We start from the raw sequence: 18,446 nt of genomic DNA on the forward strand, positions 1-18,446 counted from the left end.
GTCCAGCTGTGCGGCTTCGAGCCACCGCTTGCAGGTTTCGAGCCGGGTGATGAGGTTGAGCTGCTCGTCGCCGGTGAGGGTGGCGGCGTCCAAGGTGAGCACCCACTCGGCCAGCAGACCCCCGGCCAGCGGTTCGGGCTGGTCGTCGGGGGTCACCTCCCGGGGGAGGTCGGTGGCGAGAGGGGTGCTCATGGGCATGATTTTATCGAACTCCAGTTCTAAACTCAAGGAGTTATCGAACGATTTCCCTAAGTTGTTTTCGTTGGTGGTACACACCCCTGACGCACCCCCGGCCGCCCGCACCCCGCACGCACCGGCCACCCGACCGCCGACCGGGGCCCGCTGCTCACCGTCGCTGCCCGCTTGAACCGGAGGACGCACCCGCAGGAAGGCTCCGCGCCACCCCTCCCCCCACCCGCCGTCGCCGCCCGCTTGAGCCCCAACCCGCCGCGGCCAGCACGACGACCAGGTCACATGAGCCGGATCAATCGATCCCGAGAGCCGCGAGGAGCCCAACGAGCGAGGAGAAGTGAAGGTCCGGGACCGTGACGCGGTCCGGCTGCGGCGTCGCGCCGAAGCCCGGACTCGCGTGGCGACGCTCGATCCAGCAGGTGCGCAGGCGCAGCCGGGTCGCGACGCCGATGTCGTGGTACTGGCTCTGCGCCACGTGCAGCCAGTCCGCCCGGGAGTGGCCGTGCGCTTTCTGCCTGGCGTGGCAGAACGCGAAGATCCGCGGATCGGGCTTGGCCGCCCCCGCGATGTCCGGCGTCACCTGGTCGTGGAAGGGGTCGCCCAGGATGGCCGCCATCGCCCTCGCCGACTCGGCGTCGGCGTTGGTGAGGGCGACGAGCCGGAACCGGCGGCGCAGTACCGCGAGCGCGTCGACCGCATCGGGGAAGGCGGGCCAGTTCGGGATACCGGCGCGCAGCGTGTCCTCGGGGTCCGGGTAGGGCGGCAGGCGCAGCTCCGCGGCCATGTGGGGATAGGCGGCGTCGAGGAGATCGGTGAACGGGGCCTCCGGGTTGCGGCGGCCCTCGATGCGCTCGGCGCGGGCGTATGCCTCCAGGACGGCGCGGTCGGGGACCCCCGACCCGGTTCGGCCCGCCAGGCGGGCGACCGAGTCGAGGATCCCCTTCTCGAAGTCGATCAGCGTTCCGACCACGTCGAAGGTCAGGAGCCGGATCTCGGATGGCCGGACCGCACCATCTGCCGGTGGACCTGACCGCGGGGTCGGCGAAGCCTCCGAGGAGGTCACGCCGCACCCCCGGGCCGGACGACGAGCTTGCCGAAGAAGCCCTTCGCCGTGAACGCGGCCTGCGCGGTGGCGAGGTCGCGCAGCGGGTACTCGCCGGCCAGCAGCGGGCGGAGTTCGCCGTTCTCGATGTGGGCGAGCAGCTGGGCGAAGTCCTCGTGGGTGCCGAAAGACGACCCGATGAGGCTGAGCTGGCGCAGGTAGATGGTGCGGAGGTCGGCCTCGACGACCGGTCCGGCGATCCCCCCGGCGACCACGTAGCGGCCCAACGGGCCGAGCACGCCGATCAGCGGCGAATAGGCGGGGCCGGCGACGACGTCGGCGACCACCTCGATCGACCGTCCCGCCGCGGCGTCGCGCACCTGTCCGCCGAGGTCGGCCGCGTCGCGCGGGACGGCGGCGATCGCGCCGAGCTCCAGTGCCCGGTCGCGCTTGGCTGCGCCCACCACCGCGATCACCTCGGCGCCGCGCGCGGTGGCGAGCTGGATCAGCGCCGATCCGACCCCGCCGGAGGCCCCGGTGACCACCACGGTCTCGCCCGCGCTGACGGCGGCGCGGTTCAGCATGCGCATCGCCGTCGTGTAGGCGGTGGGGAACGTGGCGAGTTCGGCGTCCGACAGCGGGGATTCGACCCGGTGCGCGTTCCCGGCCGGGACGGTGACGAGTTCGGCGAACCCGCCGTCGCGCTCGCTGCCCAGGTACGCGGTGTCCACGAGTTCGCGTTCCCCGCCGCTGTAGAGCATGGGGTCGACGAGGACCCGTTCGCCGACGCGGGATGCGGGGACGTCCGGGCCCACCTGGTCGATGGTGCCCGCGATGTCGGCGCCCTGGATCCTGGGGAAGGCCAGGGGCTCGCGCCGCCACCCGGCGGTCGCCCCGGGGTCGTCAGGGGATCCGTACGCCCCCTCGCGGGTCCAGATGTCGGTGTTGTTCAGGCCCGCTGCGCCGACCTTGACCCGGACCTCGCCCGGTCCGGGAACGGGGTCGGGGACGTCGGTCCGGTAGTCGAGCCGTTCGGGGCCGCCGAAGCCGGTGAGGACCATGGCGTGCATCGTTCCTCCTCAGAAGGTCGAGGGTGCACCGGTCGATGTTGAGGTATACCGACCGGTGTGGTTACCTGGCATCGCCCACTCCAACATGCGACCGGCCACGATGTCAATGAGCCACGAAACACACCGGTCGGTATACTCACGGTGAGGTGATGATCAATGGCAGAGAAGACGGCGACCGCGCGTCCGGCCGGCGCCCCTGAGGGACGGCCGATTTCGCTCACCCCTGCGGGGCGGAAGGTACTGGACGCCGCGGCCGAGCTGTTCTACCGCGAGGGCATCCACGCGGTCGGCGTCGACGCCGTGTCGGCGGCGGCGGGGGTGACCAAGAGGACGCTGTACGCGTGCTTCGGGTCGAAGGAGCGGCTGGTCGCCGCCTACCTCGCCGAGCGCGACGAGCGGTGGCGGACATGGCTCACCGCATGGGTGGACGAACGCGCGACGACGCCGACCGAGCGGGCGACGGCCACGTTCGAGGCCCTGGGCGACTGGCTCGAACGCGAGGGACGACGCGGATGCGCGTTCGTGAACGCGCTCGCCGAAATCCCCGCGGCGGATCACCCGGGGCACCGCGTGGTGGTGGAGCACAAGCGCTGGATGCTCGGCTACTTCACCGAACTGGCCTCCGCAGCAGGCAGCCCCGACCCGGCCGCGACCGGAGCCGTGCTCCTCCTCCTCCACGAAGGCGTCACCGTAACGGCGGGCACAGGGGTCCTGTCAGAGGCGGCCACCCATGCCCGCAACGCGGCATCGGCCCTGTTCAAGGCGTGAAGCACTAGAACGCGTCGATGTCGGCGAGCAGAGCGACCCATTCACGCGCGGAGACGGTCAGCGTTGCCGCATCGCGGTTTCTACTATCGCGGACCAGGGCTTTCGGCCCTTCGGCGACCTCTACGCAGTCTCCGTGAGCGTGGCTGTAGGTGCTCTTATGGAAGTCCGGCATATCAGATCTCCTTGATCAGATTCCATGAATCCACCGGCCGCAGTGCCTCGGCCTGCAAGCGGTTCGCTGCGGCACTGAAATGGGACACCGTGGCCGGGTGATCGACCAGGTTTCCGCCGACCGCGTGTTCGACGAACACAATGGGCAGACGGTCTTCGAAGCTGATCAACCGGAACGCTCCCATACTCGCGCCCAGATGCACCCCGGCCGGGATCACCTGGACCAGCAGCGATTCTGTCAGCCCCAGCAGATGCCGGAGCGCATCGGGTGCGATCTCCGGAGCCGCCCGGATAACGTGTTCCGGCACCATGGCAGTGATCTTGGGGCCCTCATCACGGAGCAGGTACTTGGCACGCGCGATCCGCCGCTCGACCTCTCCTTCTATCTCCTGGCCGGACGACAATGGACGCCCCATCCGAAGGATTCCGCGAGCGTATTCCTCGCTCTGGAGCACGACCGGAAGGATCGTCGGCTGTGAGATACGAATCTCCGCGGCCTGATCCTCGACATCGGCGATCCTGCGCATCCACTCGGGCTGCGCCTCGCGTCGCTTGGCATCCGCCCATCGGCGGATGAGCATGCCCTGAGCACCGAGAGCTCCATCCAACGCCTCGACCGCTCCCCGTTTAGGCAACCGCACCCCTTTGACGAGGGCGGATATCTGAGATGAGGAGTACCCGCACTTCCGGGCGAGCTGGGACTGATTGGTCCCCGAAAGTTCGATTTGGGCCTTCAAGGCGTCCCCGAAGTTGTCCATCCACTCAGCATCCCGTGACTTTCCACGGTTTTCCCGGCGATCAATGGAATGCCAGGAAAGTGTGGCCTCTATGGCAGCTCAAAGCGTCCACAGACGATTCTGGATGCAAAGGAACCCCGCGACGGCGGCATCCGTCCGGGGCACGGCCACGGCTTTTCGAAGGAGCTGATGACGATGAACGATCGTACCCGCGGGCGGTGCGCCCGCGTCCGTCCGTATCTGTACCGCGTCGGGGGGCGGTGATGGCGGTGGTCTACTTCCAGCGATTCCCCGGGTGGGCGGACCAGGTCAAGCGGGCGCGGTCCTGGTGCGAGGGCCTGCTGACCGTCCACTGCGCGTTCGACATCCCCGGCGACACCGTCGCCTCCGCCGTCCTGCTGCTCAGCGAGGCGGCGACCAACGCCATCCGCTACACCGCCAGCGGACGCGGCGGGAAGTTCGACGTCACCCTCATGGTCGAGCAGCGCCGGATCACCATCGAGGTCGAGGACGAAGGACGTCCCGCCGGCGGGACAACCCCCTTCATCCGCCCCATCACCCCCATGGCCCAGCACGGACGCGGCATGACCCTCATCGACTACCTTGCCGACACCTGGGGCCCACTGCCCACACCCCGCCACGGCGTCGGCTTCACCCTCACCTGGGGAAACCTTCCCGGCGCCACCGCCGCGGCGGGCTGATCCGCTCCCCGGCCCCGGGTGTCCCCGCCTTCGAGGGGGAGGCAGGGACATCCGGCCCCACTCGTCGGCTCAATCGGCGACCCGGAGGACGAACTTCCCCCGGCCGTGGCTCTCCTCGGACCGGCGATGGGCGTCGGCGACCTCGGCCAAGGGGAAGACTCCGTCGACGTAGACCGAGATCGCGCCCGCGTCGATGAGGCGGGCCACCTCGGTCAGTGCCGCGCCGTCGGGTTCGACCATGAACGCGCTCGCCCGCACTCCCCGCTGCGCGGCGAGGTCGAGCAGCTCCGGCGTCACCCCTGACGGCACCGCCACGAGGATGCCGCCGGGGCGCAGCACCTCCAGGGACCGGGTACTCGTCCGGTCGACGGCGTCGCCGACGAGGTCGATGACGGCGTCGACCCCGTCGGCGATCACCTCCTCGAACCGGTCCGTGTGGTAGTCGATGACGTCGTGGGCGCCCAGCTCCCGCAGCCACGCGTGGTTGCGGGAGCTCGCGGTGCCGATGACCCAGGCCCCCCGCTCCTTCGCGAGCTGCACCGCGAAGTGCCCCACGCCTCCCGCCGCCGCGTGGACCAGCACCCGGTCGCCCGGCTCCACGTGCGCGACCCCGGTGACTGTCTGCCACGCGGTCAGGGCCGCCAACGGCACGGCGGCCGCGTGTTCGTGGTCCAGCGCGTCGGGCTTGCGCGTGAACTGGCGTGACGGTGCGGTGACGTACTCGGCGTAGGCCCCCGCGGGCCGCGGGAACCAGGGCATGCCGAAGACCTCGTCGCCGATCCGCAGGGTGTTCACGCCGAAGCCGACCTCGGCCACGACCCCGGAGACGTCCCAGCCGAGGATGAACGGGGGCTCGCCCAGCACCGCGCTCATCCCCCCGCCCGATCGCGTCTTCCAGTCCACGGGGTTGACCCCGGCGGCGTGGACGCGCACCAGGACCTCGGTCGGCAGCGGCCGCGGCCTGGGCACCTCGGCCGTGTACAGCACATCGGCGTCGCCGAACCCGTCCTGGACCACCGCCCGCATGGTCTCCGTCGCACCGCCCATAGCGCTCCCCCCGGTGTCGTCTCCGGCTCCGACTACCCCGATCGGCGCGCCTACCCGCGCTCCGCCTGCGCCTGCTCCCTCCTCAGGCGTGCGAACTCCGCACTGTTGATCTCATCGTGCAGTTCCTCGGGGTGGACGGCGGGATCCGGCTCGTACACCTCGCCGTACTCGCGGGTGCTCATGGGAATGCCGTTGGCGATGGGGGTGTCGGCGAGCCGCGCGAAGTGCTCCACCGGGTCGTCCTCATCGTCGTAGAGCCGGACCCGGTGGAGCAGTTCCGTACGCCCCGCCCAGTGCTCGGTCAGCAGGATGCGCAGGTCGTCGGGCACCGGGCGGCCGCCCAGCCGTTCGCGGGAGAATTCCGCCGGTCGTTCATCGGACATGGCCGACATCATGCCGCCCACCGGCGGCCTTCGGCGCGGGCAGCCCGGATCACGCGCTCGCTGCGGCCTCGCCGGCCCGGAGGAGGGTGATCGGGTCGGGGTCGTCGGCGACGTCGTCCTGCCCGACGCCCGCGTAACGGGCGAGGGCCCGCGCGTCGCGGCCTTGGAGCAGCGGGAGCGCGTCGCCGATGCGGTCATCGGGCCAGTTCCACCAGGCGGTGCGCCACAGCAGCCGCCGCGTCAGGGGGTCGAAGCGGTGGCGCACGACCCGGCCGTCCCCCACCACGACGGCGAACGGGGGGACGTCGCGCGCGACGACGGCGCGCGCCCCGATGACGGATCCGGTCCCCAGCCGCACCCCGGGCAGGACCAGCGCCTCGTAGCCGATCCACACCTCGTGGCCCACCACGGTGTCCCCGCTCGGCCGCCACCTGTCGGCGGCTCCCTGGAAGAAGTTGAAGCCGTAGGGGGTGACCGCGCCGAGGTCGTGGCCGTGGTTGCCGCCGAGCATGAACTGCGTGCCCGAAGCGAACTGGCAGAAGTTCCCGATGCGGAGCCGGTCCGTGGGCTGCCCGTTGTACTCGGCCAGGCCGGGCGGCGCGTAGCGGACGCGGGCGGCGAAGCCCTCGCCGTGGTGGTACCCGGCATACCAGCTGTGGCGGCCCTCGGCCAGGACGATCCCGGTGTGGGAGAGGACGTCGGGATCGGCTTCCAGCCGTTGGACCTCGGTGACTCCGGTGAACCTGAACACGGACCCCCACCCCCACCGGCCACTCGGATTGCCGACACGCTAGCAGCGGCGTGCGCGCCGATCCGGCGGTTCTCCGATTTTCAACGTTCCAGGCCCCGAACCCCGACGGGGACGGAACCCGGCCCTGCCCGGCGGGCCGAAAGAGGACGGCCCCACTCCTTCACAGCACGTCACGCGGCCACTACGCTCCTTGCAGCGGCGGTCGGGGCTGGGGCCCGTCGCGCCGGGGCACGCACGCGGCCGGCCCGGCGCCGGCCGACCGAGCAGACGGGGGCCAAGTGAGCGAAGGACCGCGGACCGACCACGGCGAGCCGGTGTTCGAGGAGCCTGACGGCACGGCGCTGAAACGCGTCATCGGCCCGAAACTGCTCCTGCTGTTCGTGATCGGGGACATCCTCGGCACCACCGTCTACTCCCTGACCGGCCAGGTCGCGGGGCGGGTCGGCGGGGCACTCTGGGTCCCCTTCCTGGTGGCGTTCGTGGTCGCCTTCCTGACCGCCTTCAGCTACCTGGAGCTGGTCAGCAAATACCCGCGCGCGGCGGGCGCCGCCCTGTACGTCCACAAGGCGTTCGGCGTGCACCTGCTGACCTTCATGGTGGCGTTCGCCGTGATGTGCTCGGGGATCACCTCCGCGGCGTCGGCCGCGCAGGGGTTCAGCGGCGACTACCTGGCGGCGGTCGTGGGGCCCGATGTGCCCGGCTGGGCGGTGGCCATCGGCTTCCTGCTCCTGCTGGCCGGCATCAACCTGCGCGGGGTCAGCGAGTCCGTGAAGATCAACGTCGTCCTCACCCTGGTCGAGGTCTCCGGCCTGCTCATCGTCATCGTGTTCGGCGCGATCGCGATCTTCGGCGGGTCGGGCAACCCCGAGCTCGCCGCCGATCCCGGGCGACTCGTGCAGTTCGACGAGACCAGCGGGCCGTTCTTCGCGGTCACGTCGGCGACCGCCCTGGCGTTCTTCGCGATGGTGGGGTTCGAGGACTCGGTGAACATGGCCGAGGAGACCAAGGACCCCGTGAAGACGTTCCCCCGGGTCGTCCTGCTGGGCCTGTGCATCACGGCCGTGATCTACCTGACCATCGCGGTGATCACCTCCACTCTCGTGCCCACCGACCTCCTGGCGGAGTCCGACGGGCCGCTGCTGCTGGTGGTGCAGGCCGCGGCGCCGTGGTTCCCGGCCATGCTGTTCTCGATCATCGCGATGTTCGCGCTGACCAACACGGCGCTGATCAACATGCTCATGGCCAGCCGCCTGCTGTACGGCATGGCCAACGAGCGCATCATCCCCCGGGTCTTCGGGTCGGTGCTGGCCGTACGCCGCACGCCGTGGGTGTCGGTCCTGTTCACCAGCGGTATCGCCGTCATCCTGGTGAGCTCGGTGACGATCGCCGACCTGGGCGGGACCACCTCGCTGCTGCTGCTGGTCGTGTTCGCCGTGGTCAACGTGGCGGTGCTGGTGCTGCGCAGGGACAAGGTCGAGCACCCGCACTTCACGGCCCCCACGTGGGCCCCTGTGCTGGGCGCCCTGACCTGCCTGTTCTTCGCGCTGCCGATCACCGGCCGCCCGCTGCGGGAGTACGCCATCGCGGGTGCGCTCCTGGGGATCGGCCTGCTGTTCTGGCTGGCCAACCAGGCCATCGGCGGCCGCGGCAAGGCCGACCCCGCGGCCCCCGAGCCGCTGAGCCGACAGGACCAATAGGACCGACAGGACCGACAGGACCGCTCTACCGCGGGCCCGGCGGCGCGCGGACGCGCGCGGCCGGGCCCGCGGCGGTTCCGTGGCCGCCCCCGCCTGCTCAGTGGGCGCGGACCAGACCGCCGTCGCAGCGGATCTGCTCCCCTGTCACATAGGAGGCCGCCCGGCTGGCGAGGAACGCGACCACCGCCCCGAACTCGTCGGGCGTACCGTAGCGGCCGACGGGGATGCCCGCCTCCGACTCCTTGCGCACGCCCTCGACCTCCGCGCCCTGCCGGTCGGCGCGGGCGCGGTCCAGCCGGGCGAGGCGCGCGGTGTCGATACGGCCGGGCAGGACCATGTTGACCGTGACGCCGTCGCCGGCCACCTCGCCGGCGAGGGTCTTCAGGTAGCCGGCGAGCGCCGCCCGGCCCACGTTCGACGCGGCCAGCCCGTCGATCGGCTGCTGGACGCCGCTGGATCCGATCGCGATGATGCGCCCCCAGCCGCGTTCCCGCATCCGCGGCAGGACCGCCTCGACCAGCCGCACGTGCGGGAGGAGCAGCAGGTCAACGGCCTCGGCCGCCGTTCCGGAGGTCATCCCGGCCGCGGTCCCCGGTGCGGGGCCGCCCCCGTTGAGGACGAGCACGTCGACGGGGCCGAACGCATCGGTCGCGGCGCCCACCAGCGTCTCGGGGCCGGAGGGGGCCGTCAGGTCGACCCCGACCCCGATGGCGGAGGGCAGCGCCGCGGCCTCCTCCCGGGCGAGCCCGGCGCGCCTGCCGCCGATGACGACGTCGGCCCCCTCCCCCGCCAGCGCCCGCGCCGACGCCAGCCCGAGGCCCGACGTCGCGCCCGGGACCACCGCCACCCTGCCGCCCAGCCCGAAGTCCATCCGCTTCCCCTCTCACCGAGACCTTCACCGGCGGCGCCACCGCACCACGGCACGACACCGCGTCGCCACCGCGACAGGGCACGGGACGGCACCACGGCAGTGCGTGGTGCCGGACCGCGCCGGACGCCGCGCCCACATTCTTTCCCCCGGCCTGGCGGTCACCGCGACGTGGTGCCCGCTCCGACCGGCGTCCGGTGTCTAAGCTGGCCGGAAGCGGACTGGCGGCCGGCTCCGCGCCGGCGGCGGGTAGGACTCCGGGCCGGCGGCGAAGCACACCCAGGAGGGCGTCCGATGAGCGACCACCCGATCAGCAGCCGCGAGTTCCGGCTCGCCTCCCGCCCGGTCGGCGAACCCGGCCCGGAGAACTTCGAACTCGCCACGGTCGACGTACCCGAGCCGGGCGACGGCGAGATCCTCGTCCGCAACACCTGGATGTCCGTCGACCCCTACATGCGCGGGCGGATGAACGACACCAAGTCCTACATCGCGCCCTTCGCGATCGGTGCCCCCTTGAACGGAGCCGCGGTCGGCGAGGTGCTCGTCTCCGGAACCGATGCGGTCCCGGTCGGGTCGACCGTCTCGCACTTCCTCGGGTGGCGCGAGTACGCCGTGCTGGACGCCGCGGCCGCGACCGTCGTCGACACCGCCATCGCCCGGCCGCAGGACTACCTCGGCGTACTGGGATCCACCGGCGTGACGGCCTATGTCGCCGTCACCGACACCGCCCCGGTCCGCGAGGGGGACGTGGTGTTCGTCTCCGGTGCGGCCGGAGCGGTCGGCAGCATAGCCGGGCAGATCGCGCGGCTCCTCGGCGCGGCCAAGGTGATCGGCTCGGCCGGCGGGCCGGAGAAGGGCCGCAAACTGGTCGAGACGTTCGGCTACGACGCCGCCGTCGACTACCGGGCGGGGTCGGTCGCCGACCAGCTCGCCGAGTTCGCCCCCGACGGCATCGACGTCTACATCGACAATGTCGGGGGCGACCACCTGGAGGCCGCCATCGATGCCCTCAACCCCCACGGGACGGCCGCCATCGTCGGCATGATCAGCGGCTACAACGCCACCGAGCCCGTTCCCGGGCCGACGAACATGGCCCAGCTGGTGGCCAAGCGGCTGACCCTGCGCGGCATGCTGGTGAGCGACCACCCCGAGCTCGTCGCGGAGTACATCGCAAAGGCGGTCGGCTGGCTCGCGGACGGCTCCCTGCGCGCCGAGGAGACGGTGGTCGAGGGGTTCGAGCGCGCTCCCGAGGCGTTCCTCGGCCTGCTGCGCGGGGCCAACACGGGCAAGATGCTCGTCCGGCTGGAGTCCTGACGGATCCCTGCCCCGCTCCGGTTCGGCCGCGGGGGAGCACGGCGGTTCCCTACACTCTGGGTGACATCTACTCGCCGAACGTGATCGGAGTTCTCCGTGAACCGATTCCTCGCCTGTACCGCCGCCGCGGTGGCCGCCGCCGTGACCGCCTTCGGCGCCGCCGCCCCCGCCTCGGCCGACGACGCCCCGGCCGCCGCTCCGGAGAAGTCGTGCGACAGCGGGCTGGGCGGCGTCACCAAGCACGTGGGCGTCAAGATCTGCCCCACGCTGGACGGTGTCAAGGGCAGGTAGAGCCCTACGGGCCGCCCAGAGCCCACGTCCCGGGCCGCACCCCGGGCCGAAGCCCTTGTCCGGCGCCCGGGACCGCACCCGTGCTCACCTGGCCCGGCCGCGCACCCGGCCGGGCCAGGTGACGCGGACCGCGGTGCACGTCGCCCCCGGCCCGCCGGGCACGGGCCGCGCCGGTCACCGGCCGAGCTGCTCGGCGGTGACCGCGACCCTCAGGTCGGCGCCCTTGAACCGCGCCGTCGTCGCGGCGTCCAGCAGCCCGTACTCCGCGGCGTAGCCGGCACCCCCGGCGGGCCCCAGCGGAAGGAGGATCGCGGGGGCGCCGGGCGTGTACCCGGCCGGCTCCGGGTCTCCACCGATCAGGGCGGTGATGGTCGCCGCCACGACCTCGGCGTGTTCGCCGGCGGCCTTCGCCGTCTTCGCCTCGGGCAGGGCGGTGACGTCCCCGATCGCGAAGACCCGGTCCTGTCCCGCCACCCGCAGGTGCGGGGTGACCTCGATGTGGCCGTCCGATCGCCGCGCGGCGGCGAGGGCGTCTGACAGGTAGTCGCTCGCGGGCACCACGCCGAAGCAGCGGAACCAGATGTCGGCCGTGACCGCGCGGCCGCCGGTCGCCGCGACGGTGAACTCCCCGACCCGGCCGGCGTCCGTGGGCGGCTCGGCGTCCAGCCGCGCGCCGAGGACCAGCTCCACCCCGAGCCCGTCGAGCTGGCGCCGCAGCTCCGACCGGAGTTCGTCGGGGAAGTTCCCGGCGAGGATGTCGCCGGCCGGGTCGACGATGGTGACGGCCTTGGCGGGCCACGCCGCGGTGATCTCGCCCGCCAGTTCCAGCCCGACCGGCCCCGCGCCGAGCAGCAGGACCCGGTCGGCCTTCTCCAGCTCCGCGCGGGCGGCGCCCAGTGCCGCCTTGGCGTCCGCGCTGTCCTCGTCGGCGAACTTGGCCGGGAAGGGGTAGGCGGAACCGGTCGCCAGGACGGTGTAGTCCGCGTCGATCCGCTCCCCGGATCCGAGGGTGACGCCGTCTCCGTCGACCCGCACCGCCCGGTCGCGGACCACCCTGCCGCGGGTGAGGAGCCGGTCGTAGGGGAGGAAGAGCCGGTCGGCCCACTGCCCGTCGACCAGCCCGCGCAACGCCGCCACGTTGTGGACGAACGCGTCCCGGGGCTCGACCAGCACCACGTCGGCGACCTCGTCCAGTGCCTTGGCGGCGAGGGTCCCGCCATAGCCGCCGCCTACCACCACCACGCTCGCAGTCATATCGACATCTCCTAGTAGTTCGCGCCGCGAATAATTCGCACTACGAAGCAAATTAGTTCGTCATCCCAACGACTGTCAACTAGACTCCGGGAAGGGAGGAACGATGACCGAGACCGCGCACGCCGAGGAGACCGACCGAGTGCGGCGGCCCGCCGCACCGGGCCCCGCTGGGCCACCGCTCCCTGCGGTACGGCTCCCCCTGGCCGATGCCCTGGTGCGGATCACCCATCTGGTCCAGCGGGAGTTCGCCGAGGCCAGCCGCTCACACGGGCTGCCCCCGCAGCAGGCCCAGCTGCTCTGCCAGTTGGTGGAGGGCCCGGTCGGCATGACCGAGCTGAGCCGGACGATGAACCTGGAGAAGTCCAGCCTGAGCGGCCTCGTGGACCGGGTCGTGCGGCGCGGCCTGGTGGAGCGCACCCGCGACTCCAGCGACCGGCGCGCCTGCCGGATCACCCTGACGGACACCGGGGCGCGCCTGGGCGACGCCGCCCACGGCGAGGTCGTCGCGCGGCTGGACGCACTGGCCGCCGGCCTGCCCGCCGCCGACCGCGCCGTACTGGCGTCCCTTCTCGGCCGCCTCGTCACCGGAACCGGAGCGGACCCCGCCGGACCACCGGCCGCCTGACCGGCCGCCGCCGGCCGGGCCGCGTCCTGCCGCCCTCAGCCGGACGGAGGCGCCGCGAGCGCCGGGAGCGAGATTCGGGCCGCGGGGTCGTGGCCCGGCCGATCGCGGCCGGGGCGCCCCGCCGGGACCGCGGTTGCGGGCACGCGGGGTCGCACGCGGCTGCGCACGGTGAGATCGGGGCCGTCCCCGGAGGGACGGGACCTCACGCCGGCCAGTGCGCGGGGCGGGCGAGCGCGGGCGGCAGGACGGTGCGGGCGTCGCCCTTCGCGGACTCCACCTGAGGCTGGGTGAGGAAGACGCATCCGGTGAGGTCGGCGCCGGACAGGTCGGCGTCCCTGAGGTCGGCGCCGATGAGGTCGGTGCGCGTCAGGTCGGCGCCCCGGAGGTCGGCGGCGATCAGGTAGGCGCCGCGCAGGTCCGCGCCGGAGAGGTCCGCGCCCGCGAGGCGCGCGCCGATGAGGTCGGCGCCCCGCCGGTCCTTGGCCGCCGCGCGGCGGGATGCCGGCGCCGGGCCGCGGGCCCCGGCGCGCACCAGTTCGCTCACGCGCAGCAGCAGCTCGTTGACCTCGCCCCGCTGTGCCGCCACATCGAGCGCCAGCAGTTCGGCGGCGCCGCAGCGCGTGCGGCGGTCGACGGCGTCATAGGCGGAGCGCAGCCGCGGATGCAGCGGGCGCGCCGCCTCCAGCCCCAGGGCCTCGTCCAGGTACCGGAGCAGTTCGTGGAGCTGCCGCATGACCGGGAACACGGCGAACATCTCCTGGGCGGTGTGCGGGGCCCGCCGCCAGTCGCGCCCGCCGTAGGTGACCTGTGCGACCTTCTGGCCCGCGCCGAAGCAGTCGTAGACCGTGCACCCGGAGAACCCCTCCTGCCGCAGGCGCGCGTGGACGCCGCAGCCGAAGTCGGGCCGCAGGTTGTGGCAGGGCGAGCCGGCGTCCTTGTCGACGGCGAAGCCCGCCGATGCCGCGAAGGGCAGCGCCACACAGCACAGCCCGAAGCATTCGGCGCAGTCGCCGCTGAGCTCCCCCGCTCCCGCGCGACCGCGTTCCTCTGACACGTCGCATTCCCCCCACCGGCGCCGCCCCTGATCGGCGCGCCCCGGAACCATCCCACCGTAACCGGCGGGCACGGGTCCATTCGATTTCCGCGTGTCAGCGCGACCGGATGACGCCGCCGGACAGGGCCGGCCGCAGTGGCCTACTCGGTGGGCCCTGTGTCGTCCTTGCCGCCGTTGCCGGCGCCGATCCGGGTGGCGGCGGCGAAGCCGATCCCGATCGCGACACCGAACGCGATCCCCAAAGCCAGGTTGTCCATGGTGATCCCGAAGACGACCCCGACCATCATCCCCATGACGATGCCGCCGGTGAACTTCGTGCCCTGCCCCATTGGTCCTCCGTTGTCGCACCGCGGACCTGTGGCGGTCCCACCGGGGCCGGTTCGGCGCCCCGTCGAGTTGATCATGGCATCCTGCCGCCCGCGCCCGGCAGGAGCCGATGTCACCGGACTCGGATGACAGGTGTCATACCGGCCGCTCACCGGAGGGCCGCGCGGAGGTCCCCGGCGCCCCGGGCGGCCCGGCCGCCGGCGCCTCCGGACGCCGGCGGCCGGAAGCGGTCAGCACGCGTTCGACAACGGCCAGAACGTGCGGAACCCCGCGAGGGTGTGAAAACGTCTCAAAAGCGTCAGCTACGTGACCTCGCGGATCGGTAGGCTCGCTACCGGGGCGGGGCTCGCCCACGAACAATGAACAACGGGGAACGCACGGTGTCACCGGTAACAGTGGTAGTGGTCCTGGTCGTTGTAGTGGCGGTGGCGGGGGTGGCCTTCCTCGTCGGACGGGCGCGCTCCCAGCCGGCTCCGCCGCCCCCGAAGCCCGATCCCACCCCGCGCGACCCCTTCGGCGACATCACCGAGTCGAGCGGCGACCCCACCTCCCTCAAGGCCGGCGACATGCTCGAATTCGGCGCCGAGCGCAGCTGGGTCCGCGGCAGCCTCCGGCTGGCCGAGGGCGGCTCGGTGTGGGCCGAGCACTTCCTCGAGGTCGACGAGGGCCGCCGCTGGCTCTCGGTCGAAGAGGACCCCGACGTCCGGATGGCCCTGTGGACCGGCCGCCCCGAACTCGATCTCACCCCCCACTCCAAGACCCTCGAACTCGACGGCGTCCGCTACCGGCTCACCGAGCGCGGCACCGCCTCCTACCGCTCCGAGGGCACCACCGGCCTGCGCGCCAAGGGCGGGATGGACTACGCCGACTACGAGGGCCCCGACGGCAGACTGCTGTCGTTCGAGCGGTTCGACCACGGAAAGTGGGAACCCAGCGTCGGCACGGCGCTCACCCCGGGTTCCTTCACCATCTATCCCGGGGGCTGACCCTGTTGCTCCAGACGATCACGGAGCCGTTCGTCGACACCCGAGCGGCAGATCTGAGCTGGGTGCTCGGCCACCCGCCCATCACCCCCCTGGCCGCCCGCGCCGTCGCTCCCATTGGCGGCGGGCCGCGGGTGGAGCTGCGCATCCTCGGCGCCTCCCACCAGGTCCTGGTGGAGACCGGGCCGGGGTGGTTCACCGAGACCGTGGCCTGCCTGCCCGGCTCCGACGGCGGCCTGCCGGCGCACGCGGCGCCCGTTGTCGACCACGTGCGGCGCTACGACTTCGCGAGCACGGTGCGCCTGCTCTCCCCCGCGGCCTTCGCGGCGCAGGCGCAGAAGACCGCCCGCGCGGTGGCCGCCCACCCGCACGGGCTGCTCGCCACATTCCCCGGCTCGCCGGACGCGATCACCGGGCTCATCGTCCGCGCCGACGGCCATGCCCTCCTGTGGCGCAGTTGGCACGCCTACCCGCAGACCGGCGAGCTGGTGACGACCACCACCTCCCTGGACCCGCGCAGGCCGCGCACGGCCCCGACACCGGAAACGGAGACCTCCGGAGATGACCTCTGACCCCCCATCCCGAACGCCCTTCCGGGCGCGCGGCGTACCCGGCCGGGCGCTGGGCACCGCCCTCTGCACGGTGGCCCTCGCCGCCCTCCTCGCGGCCTGCGGGGGGACCACCACCCGCGTCTGCGGCGACTACGACCTGGACGACGGCCGCTACATCTACACCCCGGACCGGGGCGACTACCGGCTGGACAACGGCCGGTACGAATACGTGGGCTGCACCACCCAGCGCACCGGCTCGGGCGGCTGGTTCTTCACGACCGGCGGCGGCTCCGACAACCGCAACAACACCGGCACCGGCAACAGCGGCACCGGCACCACCGGCGGCGACCGCAACACGACCGGCACGTTCGGCACCTCTGACGGCGGCGGCAACAACCGCGGCGGCGGCCCCGGCTGGGGCAAGTGACCCCCGGCCCACGCCCGATCTCCCCTGATCCCTGACCCCCTTCACACGATGAGGACCTGATGAACCTGCTCGCCGAACTCGGCTCCTGCCTGGCCTACGGCGTGGTCGGCACGCTGCTCATGGCCGTCGGCTACGTGATCGTCGACGTGCTCACGCCCGGCAAGCTGCACGAGCTGATCTGGACGGGCCGCAACAAGAACGCCACGCTGATCGTCGCCGCGAACACGCTGGGCACCGCGATGGTGGTGTTCTCGGCGATCATGGCCAGCGAGAGCGGCCTGGTCAACGGGCTGCTCAGCACCGCCGGCTACGGCATGATCGGGCTGGTCCTCATGGCCGCCGCCTTCCTGATGCTCGACGCGCTGACCCCGGGCAAGCTGGGCTCGATCGTCGCCGAGGCCGAACTCCACCCCGCCGCCTGGGTCAACGCGGCCGCGCACGTCTCCGTGGCGCTGGTCGTCGCCGCGGCGATCTCCTGATGCCCGGCGCCGACGCGCCGTCCTCGTCCTCCCCCGGCGCGGCGGCCGCCGCGGCCGATACCCCGCCCCCGCCCCACGGGGAGGGTTCGGCGCCGGACCCCCAGGACGGTCCGCTGCACCTGCCCGTCCGGCCGCGCGCCGCGCGGTCCATCGTGCTGCTCGCCGTGTTCGGCTGCGCCGCCTGCGGGCTGGTCTACGAGCTGGCCCTCGTCGCGCTCGGCGCCTACCTGCTCGGCAACACGATCACGCAGGCGTCCGTTGTGCTGTCGGTGATGGTGTTCGCCATGGGCATCGGCTCACTGGCGGCCAAGCCCCTCGCCCGCCGGCCGGCGGTCAACTTCGCGCTGATCGAAGGGGCGCTGTCGCTGGTCGGCGGCCTGTCGGTGCTGCTGCTCTACGCGGCGTTCGCCTGGTTCTCGCTGTACCAGCCCGCGCTGGTGATCGTGGCCTTCATCATCGGGGCCCTCATCGGCGCGGAGATCCCGCTGCTGATGACGCTGATCCAGCGCATCCGCCGGCAGGACGCCACCGAGGCGGTCGCCGACCTGTTCGCCGCCGACTACGTGGGCGGCCTCATCGGGGGGCTGGCGTTCCCGTTCCTGCTGCTGCCCCTGCTCGGGCTGCCCCAGGGCGTGCTGGCCGTGGGCGCCCTCAACGCGGTGCTGGGGATGGCGGTCGTGCTGTGGCTGTTCCGGGCCTCGCTGGGCCGCGGGAGCCGGATCCTGCTGGCGGCGGGCCTGGCACTGGTGCTGATCGTGCTCGGGGCGGCCTTCGCCCTGTCGGGGCGGTTCGAGATCGACGCGCGCCAGGCGCTCTACCGCGACCCGGTGGTGTTCGCCCAGCGGTCGGACTACCAGGAGATCGTGCTCACGCGCAGCCTCGACGGGGTCGACACCCGGCTGTTCCTCAACGGGGACCTCCAGTTCTCCTCGCTCGACGAGTACCGCTACCACGAGTCACTGGTGCACCCCGCGATGAACGGCCCGCGCGGCGACGTGCTGGTCCTGGGCGGCGGCGACGGGCTGGCCGTGCGCGAGATCCTGGGCTACGGCGACGTCGACCGTGTCACCCTGGTCGACCTGGACCCCGCGGTGGTCGCCCTGGCGCGCACCGAGCCCGCGATCACCGGCCTCAACCACGGGGCCCTGGACGACGACCGCGTGGAGGTGGTCGCCGCCGACGCGTTCAACTGGCTGCGGGACAACCGCGAGCGCTTCGACGTGATCATCGCCGACATGCCCGACCCCAGCGACGTCGCCACCGCGAAGCTGTACTCGGTGGAGTTCTACACGCTGGCGGGGCGCGCGCTGGCCGATGACGGGCGGATGGTGGTCCAGGCGGGCTCGCCGTACTTCGCGGGCGAGGCGTACTGGAGCATCGAGCGCAGCATGGCCGAAGCGGGGCTGCCGGCCTCCTCCTACAACGTCGACGTGCCGAGCTTCGGCAACTGGGGGTTCCACTTGGCGGCGGCCGAGGGCGCCCCGCCCGTGGAACTGCCCGAGGACCTCCCCCGCACGCGCTTCCTGGACGCCGCCATGCTGCGCGCCGCCCAGGTGTTCCCCAAGGACCGGCGGCCGGTGGACCCGCAGCCCTCCACCCTGCTGCACCCGCGGGTGATCACCTACCACCAGCAGGCCTGGCGCGGATACTGACCCGGTCCGTTCCGGCGCGCGACCGCCACGCCGCCTCCCCATGGGCGGCGATCCCCGTTCGG

The 18,446-nt window shown here is 72.5% G+C and carries 23 protein-coding genes; 11 read left to right on the top strand and 12 right to left on the bottom strand.

The window, feature by feature from the left end; genetic code table 11:
- The 3 genes from ACFO4E_RS27865 to ACFO4E_RS27875 form a co-directional block, all read right to left on the bottom strand.
- Positions 1-192 (bottom strand): hypothetical protein (locus ACFO4E_RS27865; protein ID WP_378579916.1); only part of this gene is annotated, 192 nt, incomplete at its 3' end.
- A gap of 292 nt (positions 193-484) precedes the next feature.
- A complete protein-coding gene (locus ACFO4E_RS27870) occupies positions 485-1,183 on the bottom strand; it encodes an HAD family hydrolase (RefSeq protein ID WP_378579983.1) in 699 nt (232 codons plus the stop codon).
- Positions 1,184-1,251: 68 nt separating this feature from the next.
- The gene (locus ACFO4E_RS27875) at positions 1,252-2,304 is read right to left on the bottom strand and encodes an alcohol dehydrogenase family protein (RefSeq protein ID WP_378579918.1); all 1,053 of its coding nucleotides are present in this window, start codon (positions 2,302-2,304) and stop codon (positions 1,252-1,254) included.
- Between the two features lie 156 nt (positions 2,305-2,460).
- On the opposite strand from ACFO4E_RS27875, the gene ACFO4E_RS27880 reads away from it, so the two are divergent.
- On the top strand, positions 2,461-3,072 hold the full coding sequence (locus ACFO4E_RS27880) for a TetR/AcrR family transcriptional regulator (protein ID WP_378579920.1): 612 nt from the start codon (positions 2,461-2,463) through the stop codon (positions 3,070-3,072).
- Positions 3,073-3,076: 4 nt separating this feature from the next.
- Here ACFO4E_RS27880 and ACFO4E_RS27885 read toward each other — a convergent pair whose 3' ends face one another.
- A complete protein-coding gene (locus ACFO4E_RS27885; protein WP_378579922.1) occupies positions 3,077-3,244 on the bottom strand; it encodes a DUF397 domain-containing protein in 168 nt (55 codons plus the stop codon).
- A gap of 1 nt (position 3,245) precedes the next feature.
- Positions 3,246-4,001, bottom strand: a complete 756-nt coding sequence (locus ACFO4E_RS27890; protein ID WP_378579924.1) for a helix-turn-helix domain-containing protein — start codon at positions 3,999-4,001, stop codon at positions 3,246-3,248.
- A gap of 242 nt (positions 4,002-4,243) precedes the next feature.
- Here ACFO4E_RS27890 and ACFO4E_RS27895 point away from each other — a divergent pair, with 242 nt between their 5' ends.
- Entirely contained in the window at positions 4,244-4,681 is a 438-nt protein-coding gene (locus tag ACFO4E_RS27895) for an ATP-binding protein (RefSeq protein ID WP_378579926.1), read from the top strand.
- 69 nt (positions 4,682-4,750) lie between these two features.
- Here ACFO4E_RS27895 and ACFO4E_RS27900 read toward each other — a convergent pair whose 3' ends face one another.
- The 3 genes from ACFO4E_RS27900 to ACFO4E_RS27910 are packed head-to-tail and all read right to left on the bottom strand — an operon-like array spanning position 4,751 to position 6,862.
- Positions 4,751-5,728 carry an NADP-dependent oxidoreductase gene (locus ACFO4E_RS27900; RefSeq protein ID WP_378579928.1) on the bottom strand — a complete coding sequence of 326 codons (978 nt, stop codon included), beginning with the start codon at positions 5,726-5,728 and terminating at the stop codon, positions 4,751-4,753.
- A gap of 50 nt (positions 5,729-5,778) precedes the next feature.
- Entirely contained in the window at positions 5,779-6,111 is a 333-nt protein-coding gene (locus ACFO4E_RS27905; RefSeq protein WP_378579930.1) for a hypothetical protein, read from the bottom strand.
- A gap of 49 nt (positions 6,112-6,160) precedes the next feature.
- A complete protein-coding gene (locus tag ACFO4E_RS27910; protein ID WP_378579931.1) occupies positions 6,161-6,862 on the bottom strand; it encodes an LbetaH domain-containing protein in 702 nt (233 codons plus the stop codon).
- A gap of 278 nt (positions 6,863-7,140) precedes the next feature.
- Between ACFO4E_RS27910 and ACFO4E_RS27915 the strand changes: the two genes are divergently transcribed.
- Positions 7,141-8,559, top strand: coding sequence for an APC family permease (locus tag ACFO4E_RS27915; RefSeq protein WP_378579933.1), 1,419 nt, complete (start codon positions 7,141-7,143; stop codon positions 8,557-8,559).
- A gap of 97 nt (positions 8,560-8,656) precedes the next feature.
- Here the strand turns inward: ACFO4E_RS27915 and ACFO4E_RS27920 are convergent, their stop codons facing one another.
- Positions 8,657-9,430 carry an SDR family oxidoreductase gene (locus ACFO4E_RS27920; protein WP_378579935.1) on the bottom strand — a complete coding sequence of 258 codons (774 nt, stop codon included), beginning with the start codon at positions 9,428-9,430 and terminating at the stop codon, positions 8,657-8,659.
- 291 nt (positions 9,431-9,721) lie between these two features.
- Between ACFO4E_RS27920 and ACFO4E_RS27925 the strand changes: the two genes are divergently transcribed.
- Together ACFO4E_RS27925 and ACFO4E_RS27930 are read left to right on the top strand one after the other, a co-directional pair.
- A complete protein-coding gene (locus ACFO4E_RS27925; RefSeq protein ID WP_378579937.1) occupies positions 9,722-10,741 on the top strand; it encodes an NADP-dependent oxidoreductase in 1,020 nt (339 codons plus the stop codon).
- A 96-nt stretch (positions 10,742-10,837) separates the two neighbouring features.
- Positions 10,838-11,032: a hypothetical protein gene (locus tag ACFO4E_RS27930; protein ID WP_378579939.1), complete on the top strand. Its 195-nt coding sequence runs from the start codon at positions 10,838-10,840 to the stop codon at positions 11,030-11,032.
- Positions 11,033-11,206: 174 nt separating this feature from the next.
- Here the strand turns inward: ACFO4E_RS27930 and ACFO4E_RS27935 are convergent, their stop codons facing one another.
- The gene (locus ACFO4E_RS27935; protein WP_378579941.1) at positions 11,207-12,286 is read right to left on the bottom strand and encodes an FAD-dependent oxidoreductase; all 1,080 of its coding nucleotides are present in this window, start codon (positions 12,284-12,286) and stop codon (positions 11,207-11,209) included.
- A gap of 103 nt (positions 12,287-12,389) precedes the next feature.
- On the opposite strand from ACFO4E_RS27935, the gene ACFO4E_RS27940 reads away from it, so the two are divergent.
- On the top strand, positions 12,390-12,911 hold the full coding sequence (locus ACFO4E_RS27940; RefSeq protein ID WP_378579943.1) for a MarR family winged helix-turn-helix transcriptional regulator: 522 nt from the start codon (positions 12,390-12,392) through the stop codon (positions 12,909-12,911).
- 202 nt (positions 12,912-13,113) lie between these two features.
- Here ACFO4E_RS27940 and ACFO4E_RS27945 read toward each other — a convergent pair whose 3' ends face one another.
- Both ACFO4E_RS27945 and ACFO4E_RS27950 read right to left on the bottom strand, forming a co-directional pair.
- A complete protein-coding gene (locus ACFO4E_RS27945; protein ID WP_378579945.1) occupies positions 13,114-13,965 on the bottom strand; it encodes a pentapeptide repeat-containing protein in 852 nt (283 codons plus the stop codon).
- A gap of 140 nt (positions 13,966-14,105) precedes the next feature.
- On the bottom strand, positions 14,106-14,294 hold the full coding sequence (locus ACFO4E_RS27950; protein WP_378579947.1) for a hypothetical protein: 189 nt from the start codon (positions 14,292-14,294) through the stop codon (positions 14,106-14,108).
- A gap of 378 nt (positions 14,295-14,672) precedes the next feature.
- Here ACFO4E_RS27950 and ACFO4E_RS27955 point away from each other — a divergent pair, with 378 nt between their 5' ends.
- The 5 genes from ACFO4E_RS27955 to ACFO4E_RS27975 are packed head-to-tail and all read left to right on the top strand — an operon-like array spanning position 14,673 to position 18,384.
- Entirely contained in the window at positions 14,673-15,278 is a 606-nt protein-coding gene (locus ACFO4E_RS27955; RefSeq protein ID WP_378579949.1) for a DUF4178 domain-containing protein, read from the top strand.
- Between the two features lie 5 nt (positions 15,279-15,283).
- Positions 15,284-15,847 (top strand): DUF2617 family protein, encoded by a 564-nt coding sequence (locus ACFO4E_RS27960; protein ID WP_378579951.1) that lies wholly within the window; start codon positions 15,284-15,286, stop codon positions 15,845-15,847.
- Positions 15,837-16,253, top strand: a complete 417-nt coding sequence (locus tag ACFO4E_RS27965; RefSeq protein WP_378579953.1) for a hypothetical protein — start codon at positions 15,837-15,839, stop codon at positions 16,251-16,253. Before ACFO4E_RS27960 ends, ACFO4E_RS27965 begins: the two co-directional genes overlap by 11 nt.
- A gap of 59 nt (positions 16,254-16,312) precedes the next feature.
- Positions 16,313-16,732, top strand: coding sequence for a DUF350 domain-containing protein (locus ACFO4E_RS27970; RefSeq protein WP_378579955.1), 420 nt, complete (start codon positions 16,313-16,315; stop codon positions 16,730-16,732).
- Positions 16,732-18,384, top strand: a complete 1,653-nt coding sequence (locus ACFO4E_RS27975) for a polyamine aminopropyltransferase (protein ID WP_378579957.1) — start codon at positions 16,732-16,734, stop codon at positions 18,382-18,384. Before ACFO4E_RS27970 ends, ACFO4E_RS27975 begins: the two co-directional genes overlap by 1 nt.
- Positions 18,385-18,446: the final 62 nt, after the last annotated feature.

This window comes from Nocardiopsis mangrovi (genome assembly GCF_042653925.1).
Taxonomy (GTDB): domain Bacteria; phylum Actinomycetota; class Actinomycetes; order Streptosporangiales; family Streptosporangiaceae; genus Nocardiopsis_B; species Nocardiopsis_B mangrovi.

Coding starts and splice junctions, on each gene's coding strand:
- ACFO4E_RS27890 (WP_378579924.1), bottom strand. CDS start 4,001: ATGGACAACTTCGGGGACGCCTTGAAGGCCCAAATCGAACTTTCGGGG.
- ACFO4E_RS27975 (WP_378579957.1), top strand. CDS start 16,732: ATGCCCGGCGCCGACGCGCCGTCCTCGTCCTCCCCCGGCGCGGCGGCC.
- ACFO4E_RS27940 (WP_378579943.1), top strand. CDS start 12,390: ATGACCGAGACCGCGCACGCCGAGGAGACCGACCGAGTGCGGCGGCCC.
- ACFO4E_RS27950 (WP_378579947.1), bottom strand. CDS start 14,294: ATGGGGCAGGGCACGAAGTTCACCGGCGGCATCGTCATGGGGATGATG.
- ACFO4E_RS27925 (WP_378579937.1), top strand. CDS start 9,722: ATGAGCGACCACCCGATCAGCAGCCGCGAGTTCCGGCTCGCCTCCCGC.
- ACFO4E_RS27905 (WP_378579930.1), bottom strand. CDS start 6,111: ATGTCCGATGAACGACCGGCGGAATTCTCCCGCGAACGGCTGGGCGGC.
- ACFO4E_RS27875 (WP_378579918.1), bottom strand. CDS start 2,304: ATGCACGCCATGGTCCTCACCGGCTTCGGCGGCCCCGAACGGCTCGAC.
- ACFO4E_RS27895 (WP_378579926.1), top strand. CDS start 4,244: ATGGCGGTGGTCTACTTCCAGCGATTCCCCGGGTGGGCGGACCAGGTC.
- ACFO4E_RS27970 (WP_378579955.1), top strand. CDS start 16,313: ATGAACCTGCTCGCCGAACTCGGCTCCTGCCTGGCCTACGGCGTGGTC.
- ACFO4E_RS27900 (WP_378579928.1), bottom strand. CDS start 5,728: ATGGGCGGTGCGACGGAGACCATGCGGGCGGTGGTCCAGGACGGGTTC.
- ACFO4E_RS27920 (WP_378579935.1), bottom strand. CDS start 9,430: ATGGACTTCGGGCTGGGCGGCAGGGTGGCGGTGGTCCCGGGCGCGACG.
- ACFO4E_RS27935 (WP_378579941.1), bottom strand. CDS start 12,286: ATGACTGCGAGCGTGGTGGTGGTAGGCGGCGGCTATGGCGGGACCCTC.
- ACFO4E_RS27965 (WP_378579953.1), top strand. CDS start 15,837: ATGACCTCTGACCCCCCATCCCGAACGCCCTTCCGGGCGCGCGGCGTA.
- ACFO4E_RS27885 (WP_378579922.1), bottom strand. CDS start 3,244: ATGCCGGACTTCCATAAGAGCACCTACAGCCACGCTCACGGAGACTGC.
- ACFO4E_RS27880 (WP_378579920.1), top strand. CDS start 2,461: ATGGCAGAGAAGACGGCGACCGCGCGTCCGGCCGGCGCCCCTGAGGGA.